The organism is Parajatrophihabitans canadensis, from assembly GCF_053764775.1.
In genome coordinates, this window is record NZ_CM132445.1 from 36,494 (window position 1) to 55,851 (window position 19,358).

Consider the following 19,358-nt stretch of genomic DNA (forward strand, 5'->3'; position numbering starts at 1 on the left):
ATCCTGACCGAGCGTTAAAACGGTATGCAACCTACGCAGCCGCCCGTCGGCGGGTACGACCCTTATGTGCAGTTTCCCGGCTGCTATCGACATCCGGATCGTCCCACCGGCGTGCGCTGCGTTCGATGTAATCGCCCGATCTGTCCGGAATGCCAACGGCCGGCATCGGTCGGCTTTCAATGCCCGGACGATGTAGCCGCCGGTGCGGCGAGTATCCGGCGCGGCCGGACCATCGTTGGGGCTCCCGTCTCGAGTGCGCCGCCGTTCATTTCCTACGGCCTGATCGCCATCAACGTGATCGCCTATATCGCGACCGCGCTGTCACCGGGCGGCACGCTCGCTGACAATCGCAGGTCGGATCTGTTCAGCGACTGGCTGCTGGTGCCTAGCCTGGTCGGCCACCAGCACGAGTACTACCGGATGATCAGCGCGGCGTTCTTGCATATCGGGCCGATTCACCTGGCCTTCAACATGTTCGCCCTGTACATGGTCGGCCCCGGCGTCGAGCGTGCACTCGGCTGGTGGCGGTTCTTGGCCGTGTACCTGCTCGGGGCACTAGGCGGCTCCGTGGCCATGCTGGTGTTCGGTCAGGTCAATGGTGCGGTGGCGGGTGCGTCCGGTGCCATTTTCGGGCTGTTCGCTTGTGCCTTGCTGTTGACGAAGGTGGTGGGACTGGATCCGAGATCTCTGATCATCACGATCGTGCTGAACTTCGTCATCACCTTCTCAGTGCCGGGCATCTCCAAGCTCGGCCATGTCGGAGGATTCGTCTTCGGCGGCCTGGCAACGCTCGCCTTGCTCGGCTGGCATCTTGGTTCCGGCACGCTGAAGAACCGACACCCACAGATGCAGATCGCTGGGCTTGCCGGGCTGCTCGCGATTCTGTTGATCGCCACCGTATGGCGAACTGCTGACATCGGTTCGCAGCGCACGGCAGTCACTGTTGGCCTGGTATCGCAGACAACCGCAACCACGCAGGGCCCACCCGAAGTTATCCACATTGTGGACGGACCTGGGGAGAATTACACCCGTGTAATCACAGCGGTGGAAGAACCTGTGGATAACCCCGTGTCGGGGCGCCCTGCCGGGTGAATCAGCGCCAGCGAACGGCCATGATCAGCCCGGAGATCAGAAAGGCGAACCCGATCCCGAAGTTCCAGCTGCCGAGGCTGTCCATGCCAGGCACGCGCTCGCCGGCCATGTAATAGACGACGATGTAGGCCAGCCCGATGATCAGCAGGGTGACCATCGTGATCGGGTACCAAGTGGGACTCGGCTTCAACTGCTTGCTGGAGCCCGAGAGGCTGCCACCCACCGCGGCCGGCGCGCTGTAGCTTGGCTTCTTGCGGACTTTGGACTTAGGCACTGGACTCTCCTGATCGGTGGACTTCGCCGGCTCTGCGCGCCTGGAGAAAGGTGTCAAATTCGCCGGTTCAACAGTGACTGCGCATATCGATGAGTTCTTTGCAGCTAGCGTAATCGACATGAAGCCGATCCTGACCCTCAGGCGCAAGCCCGATGTATGGACCGTGCTGGTCCCGATCGTGGCCCTACTGGCTGGCCTGCTCGTCGTGACTACCGCTCACACCGCGAGAGGGACCGATTTGCGCTCGGCCGGACAGACGAATCTGGCAGACCTCATCCGCGCCGCGGAGTCGCGTGGCGCCGGTGAGGACGCACAAGTGCAGCAGTTGCAGAAGTCAGTCGCCGATGCCACGGCCCAACTCGCGAAGTCCGACGCCGGTGTCGCAGCCATCAACGACGCCGCGAAGCCGCTGCAGCAACCTGTCGGTCTCACCGCGGTCAGCGGCCCCGGGCTCAGCGTCGTGCTCGACGATTCCCACCAGAACATCACCGATCCAAACGTCGACCCGAACTGGCTGGTCGTGCATCAGTCCGACATGCAGGCTGCGGTCAACGCGCTGTGGGCTGGTGGCGCCGAGGCTATGCAGGTCCAGGACCAGCGGCTGATCGCCACGAGCGCGATCAGGTGCGTCGGAAACACCCTGTTGTTGAACGGCCGGGTGTATTCACCGCCATTCACGATCGCGGCTATCGGTCCGGCCGACGCGATGCGCCGGGCGCTCGATTCATCGCATAACCTCAGCGAATATCGCAAGGATGCGGCGTCATACGGCCTCCGCTACAGCGTCAACAATGAGAACAACCTCCGAATCGCCGCCTACGACGCGCCAATTGCGCTGAACTACGCAAAGATCGGTGGGTAACACCGAACACACGCGGTCGCAGCCACAACGCAATTTCATAGGAACCACCTGGGCGACCACATCGGCAACCACCTGGGCGACCACCTGTTCAGCTACCGGACCGCTACAAGCCTTCTACACGTCAGCAAACTCACGCCGGCACCGCGCATCGCGCGTGCGCCACTAAAGGGATCGTCAGTATGAGCAGTCAGGATTCGGGCACGTGGGACTTTTCGTCCTTCGGAGCCGCACCACCTGGAGGGTTGGGCACCCTCCCGCCAACCGAGCCGCCAACCGAGCCACCGGCCGGTGGTAGCGGCGGCGGTTCCGATGGCCCGCGCCGGTCATCGCTCGGCGACAAGGTGCGGACCGGGATTCGCGGTGTCGGTCAGACGCTCATCACTCTCGGTTTGGTGCTGTTGCTCTTCGTCGTCTACGAGGTGTGGGTGTCCAACATCTTTGCCCACCAACGGCAGGACAAGGTGCACAAGCAGTTCACCCAGGCCGTCCAGCAGGGTCAAGATCCGCTCAAGGGGCAGGACCGCCTGAATCTGCCGTCGGGTAGTCAGGTCGTGATCCCCGCCGGTACCGGCTTCGCCAACCTCTACATCCCCAGGTTCGGCAAGGACTACGCCTGGACGGTCGTACAGGGCACGAACGACGACGACCTCGAACGCGGACCGGGACACTATGACGGCACGGCAGTGCCCGGCCAGATCGGAAACTTTGCCCTGGCCGGTCACCGCGTGGGCAAGGGCGAACCGTTTTTGAACCTCGACCAGCTCGTCCCTGGTGACGCAGTCGTCGTGCAAACAGCCGGCAACTGGTACATCTATCGCATCCTGGGTGACACGGCCAAGTACGCAGCCGCCCTGAAGATGACCGACAGTAAACAGCGCGATGTGGCCATTTCCGACGCGCTCAGTACCCCTGACAGCCAGGGGGTCGTCGGCCGGCAGATCGTCTCGCCGAGCACGGTTTCGGTGATCGACCCGGTGCCTGATCATCCGAACACCACGCCGACGAGAGCGTTGCTGACCATGACCACATGTCACCCGAAGTACTCGGCCAATCAGCGCATGATTCTGCATGCCGCGCTCGTTCGATCAGTGCCCGTCAGTGGCAACGCAACTCCGAAAGAACTGCCAGGGGGGACGATTTAGATGTACGTCTGGATCTGGCGCCACCTACCAGGGCCGACCGCGGTGCGGACGCTACAAGCGCTGCTGTTGATCGCGGCCGTCTCGGCTTTGTTGCTCTTCGTGATCTTTCCGTGGGTGGAGCCGAAGTTGCCGCCCAACCCACTAACCGGGCCAGGCACGGTCAGCCAATAGCCGACCACCAGCAGATCGCCAGAGGTGAGAAGATTTGCAGGTGACCCGCATTCTCGTTGTCGATAACTACGACAGCTTCGTCTACAACCTCGTTCAATACCTCGGCCAACTCGGAGCCGAGGTCGAGGTGCGGCGCAACGATGCTCTCAATCCGGACGACCTCGACTCGTTCGAGGTCGACGGTGTGCTCATCTCGCCCGGCCCCGGCACCCCTGAAGAAGCCGGCGTGAGCATGGCCATGGTCACCGCCTGCGCGGCACGGCAGCTGCCGCTGTTCGGAGTCTGCCTGGGTCATCAGGCCATCGGGGCGGTCTATGGCGGCGTCGTGGAGCGCGCTCCCGAGTTGCTGCACGGCAAGACGTCTGACGTGGTTCATACCGGTGCCGGCGTGCTCGCGGGGCTGCCCTCGCCATTCACCGCGACCCGATATCACTCATTGGCCGTCCGCGAAGACACGTTGCCTGCCGAACTCGAGGTCACCGGGCGAACTCCGTCCGGCGTGGTGATGGCTTTGCGGCACCAGACGCTTCCCATCGAGGGCGTGCAATTCCATCCCGAGTCCGTGCTGACCCAGGGCGGTCACCGAATGCTCGCCAACTGGCTCGAGCGGTGTGGCGGCAAGCCCGAGTGGGACCGCGTCGAGTTGCTTGGCGCAGAGCTCGACGCCCTCCGTGAACAGGCGTTCTCAACGGCGGTGTAGCGCCGCAAACCGCGCTAATCGAGGTTGAGCTGGCCTCGCGTAGGTTCGCAGCTATGAGAGCTGTCGTTGCATCCGGGCCGGGTGGCCCCGAAGTTTTGTCAGTCGCCGAGGTAGCGGCACCCGTCCCGAAGCTGGGCGAGGTCCTGATCAATGTCGCGGCGACCGCCGTGAACCGGGCGGATCTCTTACAACGAACTGCGAACTACCCACCACCGCCAGGGGCCTCGACCATTCTCGGTCTGGAATGCAGCGGCACCATCGCCGAGATAGGCGAGGGGGTGACTGGCTGGCAGGTGGGTGATGAGGTGTGTGCCTTGCTGGCGGGGGGTGGCTACGCCGAACAGGTGGCGGTGCCGGCAGCTCAACTGATGCATGTGCCAACCGGTGTGGACCTGATCACCGCAGGTGCCTTGCCTGAGGTGGCTTGCACGGTGTGGTCGATGGTTTTCGACCAGGGCCGGTTAGCACCCGGGGAATCCTTTCTCGTACACGGTGGCGCGTCCGGCATCGGCACGATGGCGATCCAGCTTGCGAAAGCGGCTGGCGCAAAGGTTTTCGCGACGGCGGGGTCGGCCGCCAAGCTGACGGCGTGTGAAGCGCTCGGCGCCGATGTTGTCATCAATTACCGCGACCAGGACTTCGCCGAGGTCGTCCAGGCCGCGCAGGCAGCTGACGGGCGCGAGGGCATCGACGTTCTATTGGACAGCATTGGTGCCAAATACCTGGAGCGAAACGTGAGCTGCCTCGCGCTTGGCGGCCGGATAAGCCTGATCGGCATGATGGGTGGTCGCATCGGCGAGCTGAATCTCGCTACCTTGATGGCCAAGCGCGGCACGATCTATGCAGCGAGCTTGCGGGCCCGGCCACTGGAGCAGAAGGCAGAAGTGGTTGCCGGCACCGAACTGTATGTTTGGCCGCTCATCGCCGAAGGCCGGGTCAAGCCGGTGGTTCATGTCGTGTTGCCCTTTGAGCAAGCGGCGGAGGCACATCGATTGGTGGACGCAAGCGAACACATCGGCAAGGTCATCCTGCGCATCGGTAACCCTGGTTAGCGCGCGACCCACGGGCTGGGCCAGACTGGAGCCATGACGAACCCGAATGGACACCCGGAAAGTTCGCAAGGTGGTAATTCGGCGGGCACGGACCCAACCGGCGGCCAGGACAGTCCGCAGGTGGTGATCGTTGGCTCTGACGATGACTCGCGGGGCAACTCCGCCGATGACCAGGACGTTACGGCGCAGATCGAGCAGCCGGCCAAGGTCATGCGGATCGGCACGATGATCAAGCAACTGCTGGAAGAAGTACGCGCGGCTCCTCTGGACGAAGCCGGCCGCCAGCGGCTGAAGGAGATTCACCAGTCATCGATCAAAGAGCTCGAGGACGGTCTGTCGACCGAGCTGCGCGACGAACTGGATCGGCTCAGCCTGCCCTTCGACGAGGACCACGTGCCCAGTGAGGCCGAGTTGCGCATCGCCCAGGCGCAATTGGTCGGCTGGCTGGAAGGCTTGTTCCACGGCATTCAAACCGCCCTGTTCGCTCAGCAGATGGCCGCCCGAGCCCAGCTGGAACAGATGCGCGGACGTGCATTACCCGGCCAGATCGGCCCGGGGAGCGGATTGCCGCCGGGGATGATTCCGCAGGGCATGCCAGGCTCTGGGCAAGAACACGGCACCGGCCAATATCTCTGACGTCTCTACTTTTAAGGGGATTCTGATCAGAGCCGCATGACAGCGACGCCTGCTCGTCAGGTCACGAGTCATCTCACCGTCGAAATTCAGACGCCCGCTCGCTTGGTGCTCCAGCTGGCCGTTGCTCGAATCGATCCACTACAAGTCGCCGAGCGCCTCGTGCTAGCGGTGGACGGCAAACCGATGACCGCGCAAGAGGTTGCCGCACCACACGGCGGCCGATGGCATGTCCTGGACGCGCCGGTGGGCAGGTTGACCGTCGACTACAGCGCCACCCTCCTCGGCCGAGCCGCGATTCCGGACAACGAGCCGGCCGACGAGATCCGCTACCTGCATCCCAGCCGCTATGCCGAATCCGATCGGCTGTTTGCCCTGGCGCGGCAAGAGTTCGCCGGCATCCCGCCTGGGCGAGACTTGCTCTCAGCCGTGTCTTCCTGGGTTGGCACGAGGCTCAGCTACCTCTCCGGTAGCAGCCGACCTACCGACGGCGCGCTGGACACCCTGCTCGCCGGTCAGGGCGTCTGCCGTGATTTCGCGCATCTCGTGGTCGCGTTGTTGCGAGCTCTCGATGTGCCGGCCCGGATGGTGGCCGTCTACGCCCCGGGCCTTGACCCAATGGATTTCCATGCCGTGGCCGAAGCGCGGATCGGCGGGCGGTGGCTCGTCGTCGATGCAACGCTGCTGGCGCCGCGGTCGAGTCTGGTAAGAATCGCCACGGGCCTCGATGCGACCGAGACAGCGTTTCTTTCGAGCTACCACGGTGACATACAGATGGTGGACCAGTGGGTGAGCGCAACAGTGGACGGCGATCTACCCACCGACGACATCACTGATCTCGTCCAGCTTGGCTGAGGATTAGCAACCGATATACCGGAATGGTCAGTCGCGGTTCGGCTCCGCGAGTAATTCCTCGATCAGGTGTGCCACGGCGTCCTCGTCGTTGGAACGTCTGAGCACCTCTTGAGCTGCCGCCTGGACGGCGGGATGGCCGTTCGAGACGGCGAACGAGCGCCCAGCCCATTCGAGCATGGGAATGTCGTTCGGCATGTCCCCGACGGCGGCGACTTCAGCCCGAGTGACACCGTGCGATTGCGCGAAGGCGGCAAGCCCAGACGCCTTGGTGATACCCGTTGCCGAGATCTCCACCAGCGCCGAGTGGCCCGAGCGTGTGACGGTCACAAGGTCACCGATCACCTGTTCGACCTCGTCCATGAATGTGTCAGGGTCCAAGCCCCGACCCTTGGCCAGCAATTTCACCGCAGGCCTGGTCAGCAACTCCTCCAGCTCCGAGACGGTCGCCACTGGCAGCTTCCGACCTTTGCGATCGGCGACCGGCAGGATCTCCCAATCGTGTCGGTAGTCCGGCTCGTAGGCGAAGTCGAGGCCGTATTCCATGGCGAAGCTGATCTCTGGGATCTTGGCCCGCAGCACGGAGGTGACCTCGGACAGGACGTCGATGTCGAGCGCGTGACTGTCGAGCACGGTTTCGCTGTGCAGGTCATACGTGACAGCGCCGTTGGCGCCGACCGCGATACCCGTGTGCCCGGTCGCTTCGGCAACCTCGTGCAGCCAGCGAGGAGGCCGACCGGTGACGAACACGACGAGCAGCCCGGCCGCTTCCGCGGTGCGCAGTGCCTCGCGGGTGAACTCGCTGACGGTGTTGTCGCTGTGCAGCAACGTGCCGTCAAGGTCGGTTGCCAGCAGCCGAACGGGAGACTTGGCCAGCTCCTTCGAGGTCATCTCGCGGCCGGTGCCGTGAGCAGCTCGCGACCGCCCAGCCAGGGACGAAGTGCCTTCGGTACGTACACCGAACCGTCAGGTTGCTGGTGATGGTCCAGCAGGCACGCGATCGTGCGCGCCACCGCACACAAAGTCCCGTTCAGAGTCGCTACCGGTTCGATCCCTTGTTGTGCTGAACGGGCGCGGATGTTCAGCCGCCTGGATTGGAACGTGGTGCAGTTCGAGGCGGAGGTCAGCTCGCGGTACGCGGCCTGCGACGGGAACCAGGCCTCCAGATCGAATTTCCTGATCGCGCTCGAACCGAGGTCACCGGCGGCGACGTCGATGACACGGTAGGCCAGCTCGAGGTCCTCGAGAAACTCCCGCTCCCACGCCAGCAACCGCTGGTGCTCGTCCTCGGCTTGGTCGACCGCCACGTAGCTGAACATCTCGACCTTGTCGAACCAGTGCACCCGGATGATGCCCTTGGTGTCTTTGCCGTAGGAACCGGCCTCTCGGCGGAAGCACGAAGAGAAGCCGGCATAGCGAAGCGGAAGGTCCGCGGCGTTGAGGATCTCGTTGGCGTGGAACCCGGCCAGGGCCACTTCAGACGTCCCGACGAGGTACAGGTCATCATCGGCGAGCCGGTAAACCTCGGCCGCGTGGGCGCCGAGGAATCCGGTGCCTTCCATGGTCTCGGGCTTCACCAGAGCGGGTGCGATCACCGGCGTGAAGCCGAGCTGGTCGGCCTTGGCCATCGCCATGTTGACCAGTGCCAGTTCGAGCTGCGCGCCAATGCCGGTAAGAAAGTAGAACCGTGCGCCCGAGACCTTGGCGCCCCGTTCGGTGTCGATCGCTTTCAGCTGGTTTCCGATTTCGAGATGGTCTTTCGGATTGCTGATCTCGGGCAGCGTGCCCACGGTCGCGAGGGTGATGAAGTCGTTCTCGCCGCCGGGTGGCGCATGCGGTGAGGCGATATTCGGTACCGCCAACTGGGCCGCGCGCAGTTGCTCCTCCGCGGCTGCCTGAATCGCTTCGGCGTCCTTGACCGCGGCGGCCAGCGACTTGGCCTGCTCCAGCACAGCCGGACGGTCGGCGGGCGCTGCCGATTGCACCGAACGGCTGGCCGCCTTCTGCTCCGCGCGCAGGCGATCAGCGGTCGACACCGCGTTGCGCCGCGCTTCGTCGGCAGCGATCAGGGCGTCAACGAGGGACTCGTCCGCCCCCCGGGCTCGCTGGGATGCACGTACCAGATCGGGATTCTCCCGAACAATCTTGAGGTCGATCACCTCTCAAGGCTAGCCAAGCCGCACCAGCCAGTTGACCGCTCGCGCCCGACAAGCGCCAACGGGCCGCTAGCGAAGCCCCATTGAGGCGCCAGCAATGCGTGTTTCGCCATCTGTGCCGACGCGGTCGTGTACGGCTTGTACCTGATAAGTCCGCAGTTTCACTGACGATTCGGGCGGCGCCGGACGCGGCGTCTGCCAACTCAAATGTGAAATTCCGGTGAACGTTTGCCAAGATCGTAACGGTCGTGGATCGTTCCGCGTGTGCACGATGCCACTCTGTTGTTCATCGTCGTGATAACTGCATTTACCTTCGATTTCACCAACGGTTTCCACGACACTGCGAACGCGATGGCGACCTCGATCGCCACCGGGGCACTCAAACCCAAACCGGCTGTCGCGCTGTCGGCGGTGCTGAACCTGGTTGGCGCCTTCTTGTCGGTGAAAGTCGCGGCAACCATTGCCAGTGGCATCGTCTCGTCCTCTGCGATCACCTTGCCAATCGTGTTTGCCGGCCTGCTAGGTGCGATCACCTGGAACATCCTGACGTGGTCATTGGGGCTTCCGTCCTCGTCCTCGCATGCGCTGATCGGGGGAATAGTTGGCGCGACCCTGGTGTCGGCGGGTCGATCGGCCATTCACGGTCAGTCGATAGTCGCCAAAGTGCTGATTCCGGCGGTACTTGCTCCGATCATCGCCGGCCTCGTCGCAGTGTTGGCAACAAAGCTGGCCTACCGGCTCTCGAACCCGACCACCCGTCCGGGTACGACGAGATACTTCCGCCATGGGCAGCTGGCGTCCGCGTCACTGGTATCGCTGGCGCACGGCACTAATGACGCTCAGAAGACCATGGGCGTGGTCACGCTGGCGTTGATCGCCGATCATCGTCTGCAACCCGATTCGGATCCGCCCTGGTGGGTGATTCTCTGTTGTGCCGTGGCGATCGCTGCCGGGACCTATCTCGGTGGCTGGCGCGTCGTACGAACAATGGGCCACCGGCTGACGCATATCGAGCCGTCGCAGGGCTTTGCGGCGCAGACTACGGCGGCTGCGGTCCTGCTTACCGCGACCCAAGGTGGGCTGCCGCTGTCGACGACGCACATCACGTCCGGATCGGTGCTTGGTACGGGAGTCGGCAAGAAGGGCGCGACCGTCCAATGGCGGATTGCCGGTTCGATGGTCATAGCGTGGTTCCTGACGCTTCCGGCTGCCGCAGCGGTCGCAGCGGGAATCGGTTTGATCGTCGACGACGGCGGCACGGCGCAGATAGTCATCGTTTCGATCGTTGCTCTGCTCGGGTTACTGGGGACCTGGCGATGGTCACGCCGTAATCCCGTCACGGCGCAAAACGTCAACGACATCCGTGATCCTGCGGACCGCGCGATCATAGTCGCCACTGACACTTCCGTGCTCGAGCAGAAGGCATCATGAGATGAGCGACTACGTCGACTTGGGAGTGCTCCGCAATGTCGTCGTCATCGCGCTCATCGCCGGCGTCGGCGTAACCGGCTTGTTCGCCCTTGGTTCGCGCTGGCTAGACGAGGCTGACCAGGCCGTGGCGAGCGGGGCGAACTCGACTAGGGCCCGAGCGCTTGGCTGGACGGCCTTGGGCTTGGTCGCCGGGTTGGTGATAGTAGGCATCTGGGCTGTACTGGCCAAATAGGCGGCGCAAGGCAGCGCGCATCAGGCAGTGGGAAGTGGGGCACACTCGGGCCATGGTCGAGATCTCCCAGGAGGAATTCGAGAATCTGGTAGGCGAGGCGCTCGACCGGATCCCGTCGGGCTTGTTGAAGTTGCTCGACAACGTGGTCATCCGGGTAGAAGACGCGGACCCGGGTGAACCAGGATTGCTCGGTGTCTACCGGGGCATTGCGCTCACCGAGCGGACCTCGGACTATGTCTTCGAGTTACCCGACACGATCACTGTGTACCGGCTGCCCATCCTTGCTATAGCTCAAGACCTTGATGACGTGCAACGCGAAGTAGCGATCACGGTTGTTCACGAGATCGGTCATCATTTTGGAATCGACGAGCGGCGACTTCATGAACTCGGCTGGGGCTGAACCGCCAGTGGAGTGCCCTTGGCGGCTAGACCGGAGGTAAGTTCGTGCCGGTCAGGGCTTAGGCTCGGATCCGTGAGTGTTACGGACCGTCTTCCGATCAAGATGTTGCACGACCGAGTACTGGTGAAGGTATCCGCCGAAGAGGGCGAACGTCGCTCGTCTGGAGGCATCCTGATTCCCGCTACGGCCCAGGTTTCCAAGCGACTCATTTGGGCCGAAGTCTTGGCGGTCGGCAATCACGTCCGATCCGTTGAACTCGGCGATCGGGTTTTGTTCTCACCCGATGATCGGCACGAGGTGGAGATCTCTGGCGAGGATTATCTGTTGTTGCGTGAGCGCGATATTCATGCCCTTGCCGCTCCGCGCATCGAGACCAATACCGGTCTCTATCTGTAACGTTGCGCACGGCATGGCGCAGCCTGGCCTAGATCACGAGGCCTGGCCTAGATCACGAAGCTACCGTCCGCGTTCAGCGGGAAGCGACCACCAAGCGAGCCGGTCGGGTCCGAGTATTGGACGGTCAGCAGGTCGGTGTCTTGCGGGCTCGTCGACTCGGTGACGATCGTGAATGAGTGCTGTGGCGTGGTTGCGTTGTGGATCATCTGACACGTCTCAACCGTGGGCGACGTAGCAACGCAGCTGTCACCAGTGACGGCGGCCGCGACTGTGGTGATCGTCCAATTGCTTGGCACCGTAAACGTCATCGTCCCGTCGACACCGTTCGGGTTCTGATTCATCCCCCCGGAGATTGATCTGGTGGTCAGCGTCGGCGTCGGCGTCGGCGTGGGCGTGGGCGTCGGTGTGGGTGTGGGTGTGGGTGTTGGCGTCGGTGTGGGTGTGGGTTTAGGCACTGGGGCGCTGGCCGGAACCGGCACCGCCACCTTCTTCGGCCGCACTGCCGGTCTGATCGTCACCGTCGGCGTCGGCCGAGAGGTAGTCGCGACGGCCTGAGCGACTGGCGCGACGGGTTGCGGGACAGGCGGTGGCTCGATGACGGACGGCTGGACCGCAGGTGGTGTTGGGGCCGGCTTGTGGACCGGGCGATGTGGTGTTGGCTGTCGCACGATCGTGGAAACGGCTGGAGACACGCTGGCTGAGCTCGGAGAGGGTGCAGGCGTCACCGGGGCACTCGTCCGCATGACCGGTTCAACCAGGGTTCGCACCGGACCGTGCGCGGTCATGGCGAGCACCACGCCAGTGCCAGCTGTTGCTAGCAGGGCGCCAATACCGATCAGAATCAGGGGCTTGGTGCTGATGTGTCGGACCAGGTGCTTGCCCGCGTACATGGCCCTGATCGGGTGCAGGATCGAGGGCGCAGCGTGCCGAGACGCTGTAGCAGCTGCCGCCGATGCGGGAAGCGTGGCAAGTGGGACCGAGACGCCCGGTACTGCCGCAGCCGGTCCTGCGACGCCGGCCACCGCAGCCGAGGCGCGAGTGGATTTGAGGAATTCGGTTGCGAAAAAGGTGCCGCCCAGGATGATCGGCAGCACGATGGCTCGCATCGAGCGGTTCAGATCGCCGACTTCGAGTGCTGCTGCGCGGCAGCGATCGCATTGCTCGAGATGCTGATCTACCTGCGCGGCCTCGCGAGCCGAAAGCGCTCGGCGTTCCCACGCGCCGAGGCGTCGGATGATCTTGTGGCATTCGTCGGAGTCGGCCTGCCGGACGCTGACCTGCAAGAAGGCCTGGCGCAGCCCCTCGCGAGCACGCATCGACAACGCCGCCACCGCATTCGGGCTGGAACCCAGGATCGGCGCCACAGCTGCGGGCGACTGTTCTTCGATGAGCGTGTGCCACAAAACGGTCTGCCAGCGCTCCGGCAACGCACCGTAAGCACGCCAAACGGTCTTGGCCTCGAGCGCCTCGAGCGCGGTGTCGTCTGCCGAGTCGACGGCCTTCGATTCCAGGGCCTCCAGAGCTGAGTCCTCGGAGGTCAGACCTATGCGGCGCTCGTAGCGGAGTGCGATATCGATCTTGATGCGCTTTACAGCGGTCAGCAGATACGGGCGAACGTTCATGTCTGGCCCGCCACCGGACTGCAGCAAGCGGAGCAGTCGTGCGAAGGCCTCCGAGGCGAGGTCTTCGGCGTTGCTTTGGCTGCCGAATTGGCGTGCGTATCTCAGTACGGACGGGTGGTGGCGTGTCCACAATTCGGCGAAAGCCGAACTGTCGCCACCACGAACAGCAGCCACTAGTTGCGCATCACTAGGCGGCAACGCTTTAGCGGCCTCCGGGTCGGCGAAGTCGCCCAAGGAGTCGTCGAACATGCGAAGCCTTCCGAGAGTGCCAAGCGTCCTGTCGACGTATAGACGCCGTTAGCCCCCCGGTATGACGGCAGTAAACAAAAATAGTTCAAAAACTTTCGGGGCTTCGTTTTTCTTGCGTCATCTATGAGGTCTTTCTGCGTCTTGTCTGCAGAAAGCTCACGGTAAGTCACATTTTGAATACGCCGCGAAAACCGCCAATCCCTGGAGGCCTCTGATGCTGCACCGACCGATGGCTCTTGGCCGGCACACCCTCACTCGAACACCCAGCAAGTCAGCAACCCGAACTGAATCTCGAGCGGCCGAGCTAATCAGCCGATGGCAGTCCGGATCCGTTGTAAACGGGTGGTCCTACAAGGAGGATTGGTGGACGCCCGCAGTGGCGGCCGTGATCGACGCTGTCAATGGGGTCGGGGGCGATCCAGTTGCCGCCGCGGAGCGGCTTGGCCGCGAACGTGCCCGCGCGGGTGTCGGCTTGGGGGACGCGCTGACCGACCTGGCGCAGGGTTTGGATCTACTGCGGTGCAGCCGACGGGTGCACGCCGGCCTGGCGAATGCGATGTCGCGCGGCTGGGCAGAATCGGTCATAACGTGGTTGTCGAGCGGCCGCTTCGGCTCCGTCGACGTACTGACCGAATTGGCAACACGTGACTATCTGACGACCCGGCTAACGGAGTTGTACCGCGAGTGTGACGCCGCCGGAATTGCCGCTACGAAGAGCAGGGTGCTGGTCGCCGTCGGCGTGCGCTCCAGCAGTCAGAGCATCGTCACCGAGCAGCGGATGGTGGGCGTGGGCCACGCCCTCGCGTCGGTTTTCACCGGTGGCGAGACGCTGGCAAGGGTCGGACCATCTGTCGCAGTGGCCCTGGCCCACCGCGATGAAACCCTGAACGATCTACTCGTTGCATTGCAACTCGAGCTCTCCTGGACTGGGATGTCGGAACGCCCGATCGGAGCACGAACCTGGTTCGAGCCGTTGCCCGCGGATTTCAAGCTGGTAGTTCGGCTGCTCAATGAGATGTGCGCTTAGCCGCTCAGCCCGGTCTTGCGGATCGACTCGATCCAGATGCCCGCGTCGGCAAAGTCGGAATCCGACCGGCCGAGGGTCGCCGGTTCTCCGACACCGTCCTGGCGCTGGTACGAGCCGAGGTAGCGGACATCCGCGCAGACCCGGTGTAGGGCGGCTAGTGCGTCACCTACTCGCGCGTCGAACACGTGGCCTTCGCAGTCAATGCTGAACGAGTATTGCCCCATTCGCCCTTTGGTCGGACGAGACTCGATTCGGGTCAGGTTGACTCCGCGGGTGCTGAACTCGGTGAGTATTTCGAGCAGCGCACCGGCGTGGTCCTCTCGAAGATAGGTGACCAAGGTGGTTCGGTCGTTGCCCGTCGGCGGTGGGGGCTTGATGGGTTGGGTGAGCAGGACGAACCGGGTCACCGCCCCCGGATGATCGGCGACGTCGTGGGCGAGAGCGTGCAGTCCGTACAGCTCACCTGCGACCGACGGCGCGATCGCTGCGTCGTACTGACCCTCGCTGACCGCCCGCGCCCCGCCGGCAGTCGATCCGACCATGGCAACCGAGCTGCCTGGCAGGTTCGTCAGCAGGTACCGACGGACCTGGGCCTCGGCGTGTGGATGGGTAGCCACGGTCGCCACATCGGCCAGCCGTGTCCCCGGGCGGACGAGCAGGTCGAACACGACCGGTAGGAATGTCTCGGCCGAAATCACCAGCGGGGAGCCACCCGCAAGCTCGTCGAGTGTGGCCGGGACGGCGCCCTCGACGGAGTTCTCCAGCGGAACCAAGGCACCGTCCACCTGTCCGCTGCGTAGCGCGTCGATAGCCAGGGTGACAGTGCCGTGCGGGACTAACTCGATGGGCAGCAGTCCACCGTCGGCCGCCGCTTGCTGAGCTGCGGGTGCTGGCTGAGCTGCCGGTGCCTGCTGAGCTGCGGGTGCTTGCTGAGCTGCGAGGGCCAAGGCTGCCGCATGCGCGAACGTCCCTTCCGGGCCGAGGAAGGCGTACCTCAGGGGAACGCCTGTCGCGGCATTGGCCGCGGCACGCGAGTCGTCGTTGGCAGCCGGCACTTGAATCTCGGACACGACGTGCAGCCTAGTGTGGGCCGTCATCGCGCGAGCGCGGCCTTCACGGCCTGCTCCTCTTCAGGAGACAGCGCGTGTTCGCCGACGCCACCGGTGAGTGACTTCGCATAGATCCGAGTATCGGAGGTGCTGGCGATCGAAGTCAGCGTGATGCCGTTTCCGTTGTTGTCGAGGATGGCGAGGGAGAACGACAGCCGCCCGCCAAGATCGTCGAAGGCGTCGAAACGGACCAGGGCAACTCGCCGCAGGACGGTGTCGACCGACTGTTGCAGTGACTGAACCGTTTGAGCAATAGCCGCCCGTTCGGTCGCGATACGCGCGTCCGCTTCCTCCTGGGCTCCGGCGAGGTCGTGTTGCAGTTCCAGAATGTCCTTGCGGACGGCTTCGCTCGCGGCCATGTGCTTTTCGGCGACGTCCAGAATTGTCTCGCGGCCCGATGAACCCCGGGAGAGCAACGCCACAGACCGGCGCAGGCGACCGAGAGTGCGCAGGGCCAACACTCCCGCGATGAACCCGATGGCGCCGAGAACCGCGGCGGCGACTGCGAGCGCATTATTCATCTCGGGCAGGATATCCCCTGATGAACTCCTTCTTGGCGGTGTTCGGCATCGCGTTCGGCACGGTGCTGCTGGTCGAACTCCCGGACAAGACGTTGGTCGCAACACTCGTTCTGTCGACGAAATACCGCCGCCGCCCCGTGCTGCTCGGCGTAGCCACGGCGTTCGCGGTGCAATGTGCGATAGCCGTCACGGCGGGTGGGCTGTTACGGCTGCTGCCGCATCGCGCCGTCGAGGGGTTAGTCGCTCTGCTGTTCGCCATCGGCGCCTTCGTCCTGTTTCGCGAGAGCGTTGGTGGTCCGGAGGACGGGGATGGCGTCGACGTCCCGGCTGGCGGCCCGGACCAGCTGATCAGCGATCGGCGAGTCTTCGCCATCTCGTTCGGCGTCCTGTTCGCCGCCGAGTGGGGAGACGCCTCGCAGCTCGCCACCGCAGGTCTGGTGGCGCGCTATGGTCAGCCGGTTGCCGTCGGCCTCGGTGCTTTTCTCGCGCTCGTCGGTGTCGCAGTCATGGCGACGGTGCTCGGCCGAGCCATCTTGCGTCGAGTGCCGCTGAAGCTGATCCATCAGGTTGCAGCTGTGGTGTTCACAGCTTTCGCAATCATCGCCGCGGTCGCCGCGATACGCGGCTAATCTGGCCGTCATGACCATTCGCCTTCGCGCCACCCTGGCAGACCTGCCCGCCTACGTTCCTGGCCGGACGGTCACCGGCGCGATCAAACTCGCCAGCAACGAGACCTCCTACGGGCCACTGCCGCATGTCATCGACCGGATCGCGGCCGTGGCAGCGGAGGCGAATCGCTATCCAGACAGCTTTTCCACGGAGCTAGCGTCGACCTTGGCCGGCAAGTTCGGCGTCGATCCGGCGCAGGTCGTGGTGGGCTGCGGTTCGGTGTCGCTGTGCCAGCAGCTGGTGTTGGCAACCGCGGGCGAGGGTGACGAGGTGATGTTCGCCTGGCGCTCGTTCGAGGCCTACCCGATCATCACCGCGATTGCCGCCGCGTCCGCTGTTCGCGTGCCGTTACTGAACGACGAACACGACCTCGATGCGATGGCTGCGGCGATCAGCGCTCGCACCCGCTTGATCTTCCTGTGCAATCCGAACAACCCCACCGGGACCGTCGTGGACGGCAATCGGCTCACTGCCTTCCTGGACAAGGTGCCCGATGACGTCCTGGTGGTGCTGGACGAGGCATACCGGGAGTTCGTGACAGACCCGTCGACCGTCGACGGAACCACCTTGCTGGGCCGTTACCCGAACATCATCGTGCTCCGGACCTTCTCGAAGGCATACGGTCTGGCTGGTTTACGAATCGGGTACGGAATCGCCGCCGACTCCGCGGTCAGCGACGCCGTCCGTCAGACGCAAGTGCCGTTCGCGGTGACTCAGGTAGGCCAGGCTGCGGCGCTCGCATCGCTGGAACCTGAGGCCGAGCGACAACTTGCCGAACGGGTGGCCGAAATAACTGCAGAACGCAGCCGTATCACTTCCGAGCTTCGGGCTGCCGGGTACGCCGTACCGAAGTCGGAAGCAAACTTCGTCTGGCTCGGAAACGGCCCCGACGGCGAGGGTGGCATCGCCGCGCTGTCGTTCGCGAGCGGCTGTGAGGACCGCGGCCTGATCGTCCGGCCCTTCGCTGATGCCGGGGTGCGCGTTACCGTCGGCACCGAGGCAGAGAATGACAAATTTCTGTCCTGTGCAAGGGAACTTCGCGGGCGCTGACCCGGTTCGGGGGCCGAACAGTACCGATGACCACTACCGATCGGGCGACCGTTGTTGGAGCGTCGCGCTCAGCAGCTGGGTATTGGAAATTGGCGGCCGGCCCGGGCGAGCCACATGTGCGGCAAGCCGCGGGTCCACATGTGCGCGGGGCCTTCGATACCGGTGCCGGCACCTCGTCGCCGGGTACTTCGTTGCTCACGATCGGTCATCTTTCCGATCTGCACATCTGTGACTCGCAATCGCCAGCTCGTGCTGAATTTCTCGATCGGTGGGCCGACGACGATTCACCGATCAAGCATTTGGTCGACGCTGTCGGCAGTTATCGGGCTCAGGACTGCTTGACCGTCCAGGTCGCAGAGGCGATGGTGCGCTCACTGAACGACGTTTCGGCCGGCCCTATCGGCGGCCAACCACTGGATTGGGCCATCGTGACCGGCGACGTCACCGACAACGCTCAGGAAAATGAGCTCGGCTGGTCGTTGCGGGTACTCGAGGGTGGGCCGATCCTGCCTGATTCTGGCGACCCTGCCAGGTACGAAGGTGTCGCGTCGAGCCACGAACGTGCTTACTGGGACGAGGCATTCTGGCATCCAGAGCCGGGCGTTGCGGACAAGCCCAAGCGGGTACACGGGTTTCCCGATGCGCCGGCGTTACTCGACGCCTTGCGCATGCCGTTCGACGCGACCGGTCTTGCGGTGCCGTGGTTGGCAGTGCATGGCAATCACGACCAGATGCCGCTGGGCACGATCCCGGCGGTAGGGCCGTTCGCCGACGCAGGCAACCTCACGTTGAAAGCGATCGGCTTGCCCGAGCACTGGTCGATGGATGCGATCGCGCAGTTCTGCCACGACATGGATACCGCGCAACTGGACGTCCTGACACTGTGGGAGTCGTTGCGCTTCCGGCCCGTCACGGCCGACCTGTCGCGGCGGACCGTCAGCCGCGCTGAGTTCGTGGCTGCTCACTTCGGATCGGCGGCCCGTCCGCCGGGGCACGGGTTCGCCGGTCGTCTCGAGGACTTCGATTCCGCGACTGACCTCGACGAGCGGGCCTACTACCGTTATGACCACGGGCAGGTGACGGTGCTCGTGATGGACACGGTGAACGAGAATGGGGGCTGGCAGGGTTCGCTCGATGTCGCGCAGTTCGTGTGGTTGGACGAGCAATTGGCCGCAGCGGATATCGAGCGCCGCTACGTGGTTCTCGCCTCGCATCATCCGCTCAGCACCCTGATCAACCCCCGGCTGCCGAATGACGAGGACTGGAACGACTCAGCGCGGCGCGTCCTCGGCGGTGAGCTTGATCAGATGCTGCAAGGGCATCCGTCGCTCATCCTCTGGCTGAATGGACACACCCATCGGACCTTGGTTACCCCGCATAGCGCCCGAGCGCGTTTCGGTAGGGGCTCACCGTCCACCTGGTGGGAGGTCACCGCACCGTCGCTCATCGACTACCCGCAGCAGGCGAGATTGGTGGAGGTGCTGAGATCTGACTCCGGCATCATCACCATCGCGACCACGATGGTCGATCATGCAGGTTCACTGCCGTGGGGTGGCGAGGTCGATTCGGTGCTCGAGATGGCAGGTCTCTCTCGGGAGCTCGCAGCGAACAATTGGCAATGGCGAACTGATGATCTAGCGCAGCATGGTCGGGCCGGCACCCCGGCCGATCGCAACGTGCTGCTGACCGTGGCTGACCCGTTCCACTGAAGCCGTTCG

General features: G+C 64.0%; 22 protein-coding genes. 16 read left to right on the forward strand and 6 right to left on the reverse strand.

What is annotated here, in order from left to right; genetic code table 11:
• The first annotated feature begins 24 nt into the window (after positions 1–24).
• A complete protein-coding gene (locus ACSMXN_RS00165; protein WP_022915168.1) occupies positions 25–1,092 on the forward strand; it encodes a rhomboid family protein in 1,068 nt (355 codons plus the stop codon).
• A gap of 1 nt (position 1,093) precedes the next feature.
• Here the strand turns inward: ACSMXN_RS00165 and ACSMXN_RS00170 are convergent, their stop codons facing one another.
• Positions 1,094–1,366, reverse strand: coding sequence for a cell division protein CrgA (locus ACSMXN_RS00170; protein WP_022915169.1), 273 nt, complete (start codon positions 1,364–1,366; stop codon positions 1,094–1,096).
• Between the two features lie 118 nt (positions 1,367–1,484).
• Here ACSMXN_RS00170 and ACSMXN_RS00175 point away from each other — a divergent pair, with 118 nt between their 5' ends.
• The 7 genes from ACSMXN_RS00175 to ACSMXN_RS00205 all read left to right on the forward strand — a co-directional run bounded on the left by ACSMXN_RS00175 (position 1,485) and on the right by ACSMXN_RS00205 (position 6,781).
• Entirely contained in the window at positions 1,485–2,228 is a 744-nt protein-coding gene (locus ACSMXN_RS00175) for a DUF881 domain-containing protein (RefSeq protein WP_035944590.1), read from the forward strand.
• Between the two features lie 179 nt (positions 2,229–2,407).
• The gene (locus ACSMXN_RS00180) at positions 2,408–3,370 is read left to right on the forward strand and encodes a class E sortase (protein WP_022915171.1); all 963 of its coding nucleotides are present in this window, start codon (positions 2,408–2,410) and stop codon (positions 3,368–3,370) included.
• A complete protein-coding gene (locus ACSMXN_RS00185; protein ID WP_022915172.1) occupies positions 3,371–3,541 on the forward strand; it encodes a hypothetical protein in 171 nt (56 codons plus the stop codon).
• A gap of 34 nt (positions 3,542–3,575) precedes the next feature.
• The gene (locus tag ACSMXN_RS00190) at positions 3,576–4,241 is read left to right on the forward strand and encodes an aminodeoxychorismate/anthranilate synthase component II (RefSeq protein ID WP_027139899.1); all 666 of its coding nucleotides are present in this window, start codon (positions 3,576–3,578) and stop codon (positions 4,239–4,241) included.
• Between the two features lie 53 nt (positions 4,242–4,294).
• Complete coding sequence (locus ACSMXN_RS00195) at positions 4,295–5,293, forward strand: NAD(P)H-quinone oxidoreductase (protein WP_022915174.1); 999 nt, start codon at positions 4,295–4,297, stop codon at positions 5,291–5,293.
• Positions 5,294–5,326: 33 nt separating this feature from the next.
• On the forward strand, positions 5,327–5,929 hold the full coding sequence (locus ACSMXN_RS00200; RefSeq protein WP_022915175.1) for a bacterial proteasome activator family protein: 603 nt from the start codon (positions 5,327–5,329) through the stop codon (positions 5,927–5,929).
• 36 nt (positions 5,930–5,965) lie between these two features.
• On the forward strand, positions 5,966–6,781 hold the full coding sequence (locus ACSMXN_RS00205) for a transglutaminase-like domain-containing protein (RefSeq protein ID WP_022915176.1): 816 nt from the start codon (positions 5,966–5,968) through the stop codon (positions 6,779–6,781).
• A 27-nt stretch (positions 6,782–6,808) separates the two neighbouring features.
• Here ACSMXN_RS00205 and ACSMXN_RS00210 read toward each other — a convergent pair whose 3' ends face one another.
• Together ACSMXN_RS00210 and serS are read right to left on the reverse strand one after the other, a co-directional pair.
• Positions 6,809–7,669, reverse strand: coding sequence for a Cof-type HAD-IIB family hydrolase (locus ACSMXN_RS00210; RefSeq protein WP_022915177.1), 861 nt, complete (start codon positions 7,667–7,669; stop codon positions 6,809–6,811).
• Positions 7,666–8,937 (reverse strand): serine--tRNA ligase, encoded by a 1,272-nt coding sequence (gene serS / locus ACSMXN_RS00215; RefSeq protein WP_022915178.1) that lies wholly within the window; start codon positions 8,935–8,937, stop codon positions 7,666–7,668. Before serS ends, ACSMXN_RS00210 begins: the two co-directional genes overlap by 4 nt.
• 261 nt (positions 8,938–9,198) lie before the next feature.
• Here serS and ACSMXN_RS00220 point away from each other — a divergent pair, with 261 nt between their 5' ends.
• From ACSMXN_RS00220 to ACSMXN_RS00235, 4 genes are all read left to right on the forward strand, one after another.
• Positions 9,199–10,365 carry an inorganic phosphate transporter gene (locus ACSMXN_RS00220; RefSeq protein ID WP_022915179.1) on the forward strand — a complete coding sequence of 389 codons (1,167 nt, stop codon included), beginning with the start codon at positions 9,199–9,201 and terminating at the stop codon, positions 10,363–10,365.
• Between the two features lies 1 nt (position 10,366).
• Positions 10,367–10,597 carry a hypothetical protein gene (locus tag ACSMXN_RS00225; RefSeq protein ID WP_022915180.1) on the forward strand — a complete coding sequence of 77 codons (231 nt, stop codon included), beginning with the start codon at positions 10,367–10,369 and terminating at the stop codon, positions 10,595–10,597.
• A 52-nt stretch (positions 10,598–10,649) separates the two neighbouring features.
• Complete coding sequence (locus tag ACSMXN_RS00230; protein WP_022915181.1) at positions 10,650–10,997, forward strand: metallopeptidase family protein; 348 nt, start codon at positions 10,650–10,652, stop codon at positions 10,995–10,997.
• 102 nt (positions 10,998–11,099) lie between these two features.
• Entirely contained in the window at positions 11,100–11,393 is a 294-nt protein-coding gene (locus tag ACSMXN_RS00235) for a GroES family chaperonin (RefSeq protein ID WP_051149041.1), read from the forward strand.
• A gap of 47 nt (positions 11,394–11,440) precedes the next feature.
• Here ACSMXN_RS00235 and ACSMXN_RS00240 read toward each other — a convergent pair whose 3' ends face one another.
• Positions 11,441–13,264, reverse strand: a complete 1,824-nt coding sequence (locus tag ACSMXN_RS00240) for a sigma-70 family RNA polymerase sigma factor (protein ID WP_022915183.1) — start codon at positions 13,262–13,264, stop codon at positions 11,441–11,443.
• A 214-nt stretch (positions 13,265–13,478) separates the two neighbouring features.
• Here ACSMXN_RS00240 and ACSMXN_RS00245 point away from each other — a divergent pair, with 214 nt between their 5' ends.
• Positions 13,479–14,291: a hypothetical protein gene (locus ACSMXN_RS00245; protein WP_022915184.1), complete on the forward strand. Its 813-nt coding sequence runs from the start codon at positions 13,479–13,481 to the stop codon at positions 14,289–14,291.
• On the opposite strand, the gene pheA is transcribed toward ACSMXN_RS00245, so the two are convergent.
• Both pheA and ACSMXN_RS00255 read right to left on the reverse strand, forming a co-directional pair.
• Positions 14,288–15,361, reverse strand: coding sequence for a prephenate dehydratase (gene pheA / locus ACSMXN_RS00250; RefSeq protein ID WP_196811425.1), 1,074 nt, complete (start codon positions 15,359–15,361; stop codon positions 14,288–14,290). The genes ACSMXN_RS00245 and pheA overlap by 4 nt on opposite strands.
• Before the next feature lie 23 nt (positions 15,362–15,384).
• Entirely contained in the window at positions 15,385–15,921 is a 537-nt protein-coding gene (locus tag ACSMXN_RS00255) for a DUF4446 family protein (RefSeq protein WP_022915186.1), read from the reverse strand.
• Positions 15,922–15,941: 20 nt separating this feature from the next.
• Between ACSMXN_RS00255 and ACSMXN_RS00260 the strand changes: the two genes are divergently transcribed.
• Genes ACSMXN_RS00260 through ACSMXN_RS00270 form a run of 3 tightly spaced genes read left to right on the forward strand, consistent with a single transcriptional unit; the run spans position 15,942 to position 19,349 of the window.
• Positions 15,942–16,550, forward strand: a complete 609-nt coding sequence (locus ACSMXN_RS00260; RefSeq protein ID WP_027139903.1) for a TMEM165/GDT1 family protein — start codon at positions 15,942–15,944, stop codon at positions 16,548–16,550.
• Between the two features lie 10 nt (positions 16,551–16,560).
• Positions 16,561–17,640 carry a histidinol-phosphate transaminase gene (gene hisC, locus ACSMXN_RS00265; protein WP_022915187.1) on the forward strand — a complete coding sequence of 360 codons (1,080 nt, stop codon included), beginning with the start codon at positions 16,561–16,563 and terminating at the stop codon, positions 17,638–17,640.
• 26 nt (positions 17,641–17,666) lie between these two features.
• Positions 17,667–19,349 (forward strand): TIGR03767 family metallophosphoesterase, encoded by a 1,683-nt coding sequence (locus tag ACSMXN_RS00270; RefSeq protein ID WP_022915188.1) that lies wholly within the window; start codon positions 17,667–17,669, stop codon positions 19,347–19,349.
• Positions 19,350–19,358 lie beyond the last annotated feature (9 nt).

Excerpts from the sequence above, each read along its gene's own strand:
- ACSMXN_RS00165 (WP_022915168.1), top strand. The coding sequence starts at position 25 with ATGCAACCTACGCAGCCGCCCGTCGGCGGGTACGACCCTTATGTGCAG.
- ACSMXN_RS00175 (WP_035944590.1), top strand. The coding sequence starts at position 1,485 with ATGAAGCCGATCCTGACCCTCAGGCGCAAGCCCGATGTATGGACCGTG.
- ACSMXN_RS00180 (WP_022915171.1), top strand. The coding sequence starts at position 2,408 with ATGAGCAGTCAGGATTCGGGCACGTGGGACTTTTCGTCCTTCGGAGCC.
- ACSMXN_RS00185 (WP_022915172.1), top strand. The coding sequence starts at position 3,371 with ATGTACGTCTGGATCTGGCGCCACCTACCAGGGCCGACCGCGGTGCGG.
- ACSMXN_RS00195 (WP_022915174.1), top strand. The coding sequence starts at position 4,295 with ATGAGAGCTGTCGTTGCATCCGGGCCGGGTGGCCCCGAAGTTTTGTCA.
- ACSMXN_RS00200 (WP_022915175.1), top strand. The coding sequence starts at position 5,327 with ATGACGAACCCGAATGGACACCCGGAAAGTTCGCAAGGTGGTAATTCG.
- ACSMXN_RS00205 (WP_022915176.1), top strand. The coding sequence starts at position 5,966 with ATGACAGCGACGCCTGCTCGTCAGGTCACGAGTCATCTCACCGTCGAA.
- ACSMXN_RS00210 (WP_022915177.1), bottom strand. The coding sequence starts at position 7,669 with ATGACCTCGAAGGAGCTGGCCAAGTCTCCCGTTCGGCTGCTGGCAACC.
- ACSMXN_RS00225 (WP_022915180.1), top strand. The coding sequence starts at position 10,367 with ATGAGCGACTACGTCGACTTGGGAGTGCTCCGCAATGTCGTCGTCATC.
- ACSMXN_RS00230 (WP_022915181.1), top strand. The coding sequence starts at position 10,650 with ATGGTCGAGATCTCCCAGGAGGAATTCGAGAATCTGGTAGGCGAGGCG.
- ACSMXN_RS00235 (WP_051149041.1), top strand. The coding sequence starts at position 11,100 with ATGTTGCACGACCGAGTACTGGTGAAGGTATCCGCCGAAGAGGGCGAA.
- ACSMXN_RS00240 (WP_022915183.1), bottom strand. The coding sequence starts at position 13,264 with ATGTTCGACGACTCCTTGGGCGACTTCGCCGACCCGGAGGCCGCTAAA.
- ACSMXN_RS00245 (WP_022915184.1), top strand. The coding sequence starts at position 13,479 with ATGCTGCACCGACCGATGGCTCTTGGCCGGCACACCCTCACTCGAACA.
- ACSMXN_RS00255 (WP_022915186.1), bottom strand. The coding sequence starts at position 15,921 with ATGAATAATGCGCTCGCAGTCGCCGCCGCGGTTCTCGGCGCCATCGGG.
- ACSMXN_RS00260 (WP_027139903.1), top strand. The coding sequence starts at position 15,942 with ATGAACTCCTTCTTGGCGGTGTTCGGCATCGCGTTCGGCACGGTGCTG.
- hisC (WP_022915187.1), top strand. The coding sequence starts at position 16,561 with ATGACCATTCGCCTTCGCGCCACCCTGGCAGACCTGCCCGCCTACGTT.
- ACSMXN_RS00270 (WP_022915188.1), top strand. The coding sequence starts at position 17,667 with ATGACCACTACCGATCGGGCGACCGTTGTTGGAGCGTCGCGCTCAGCA.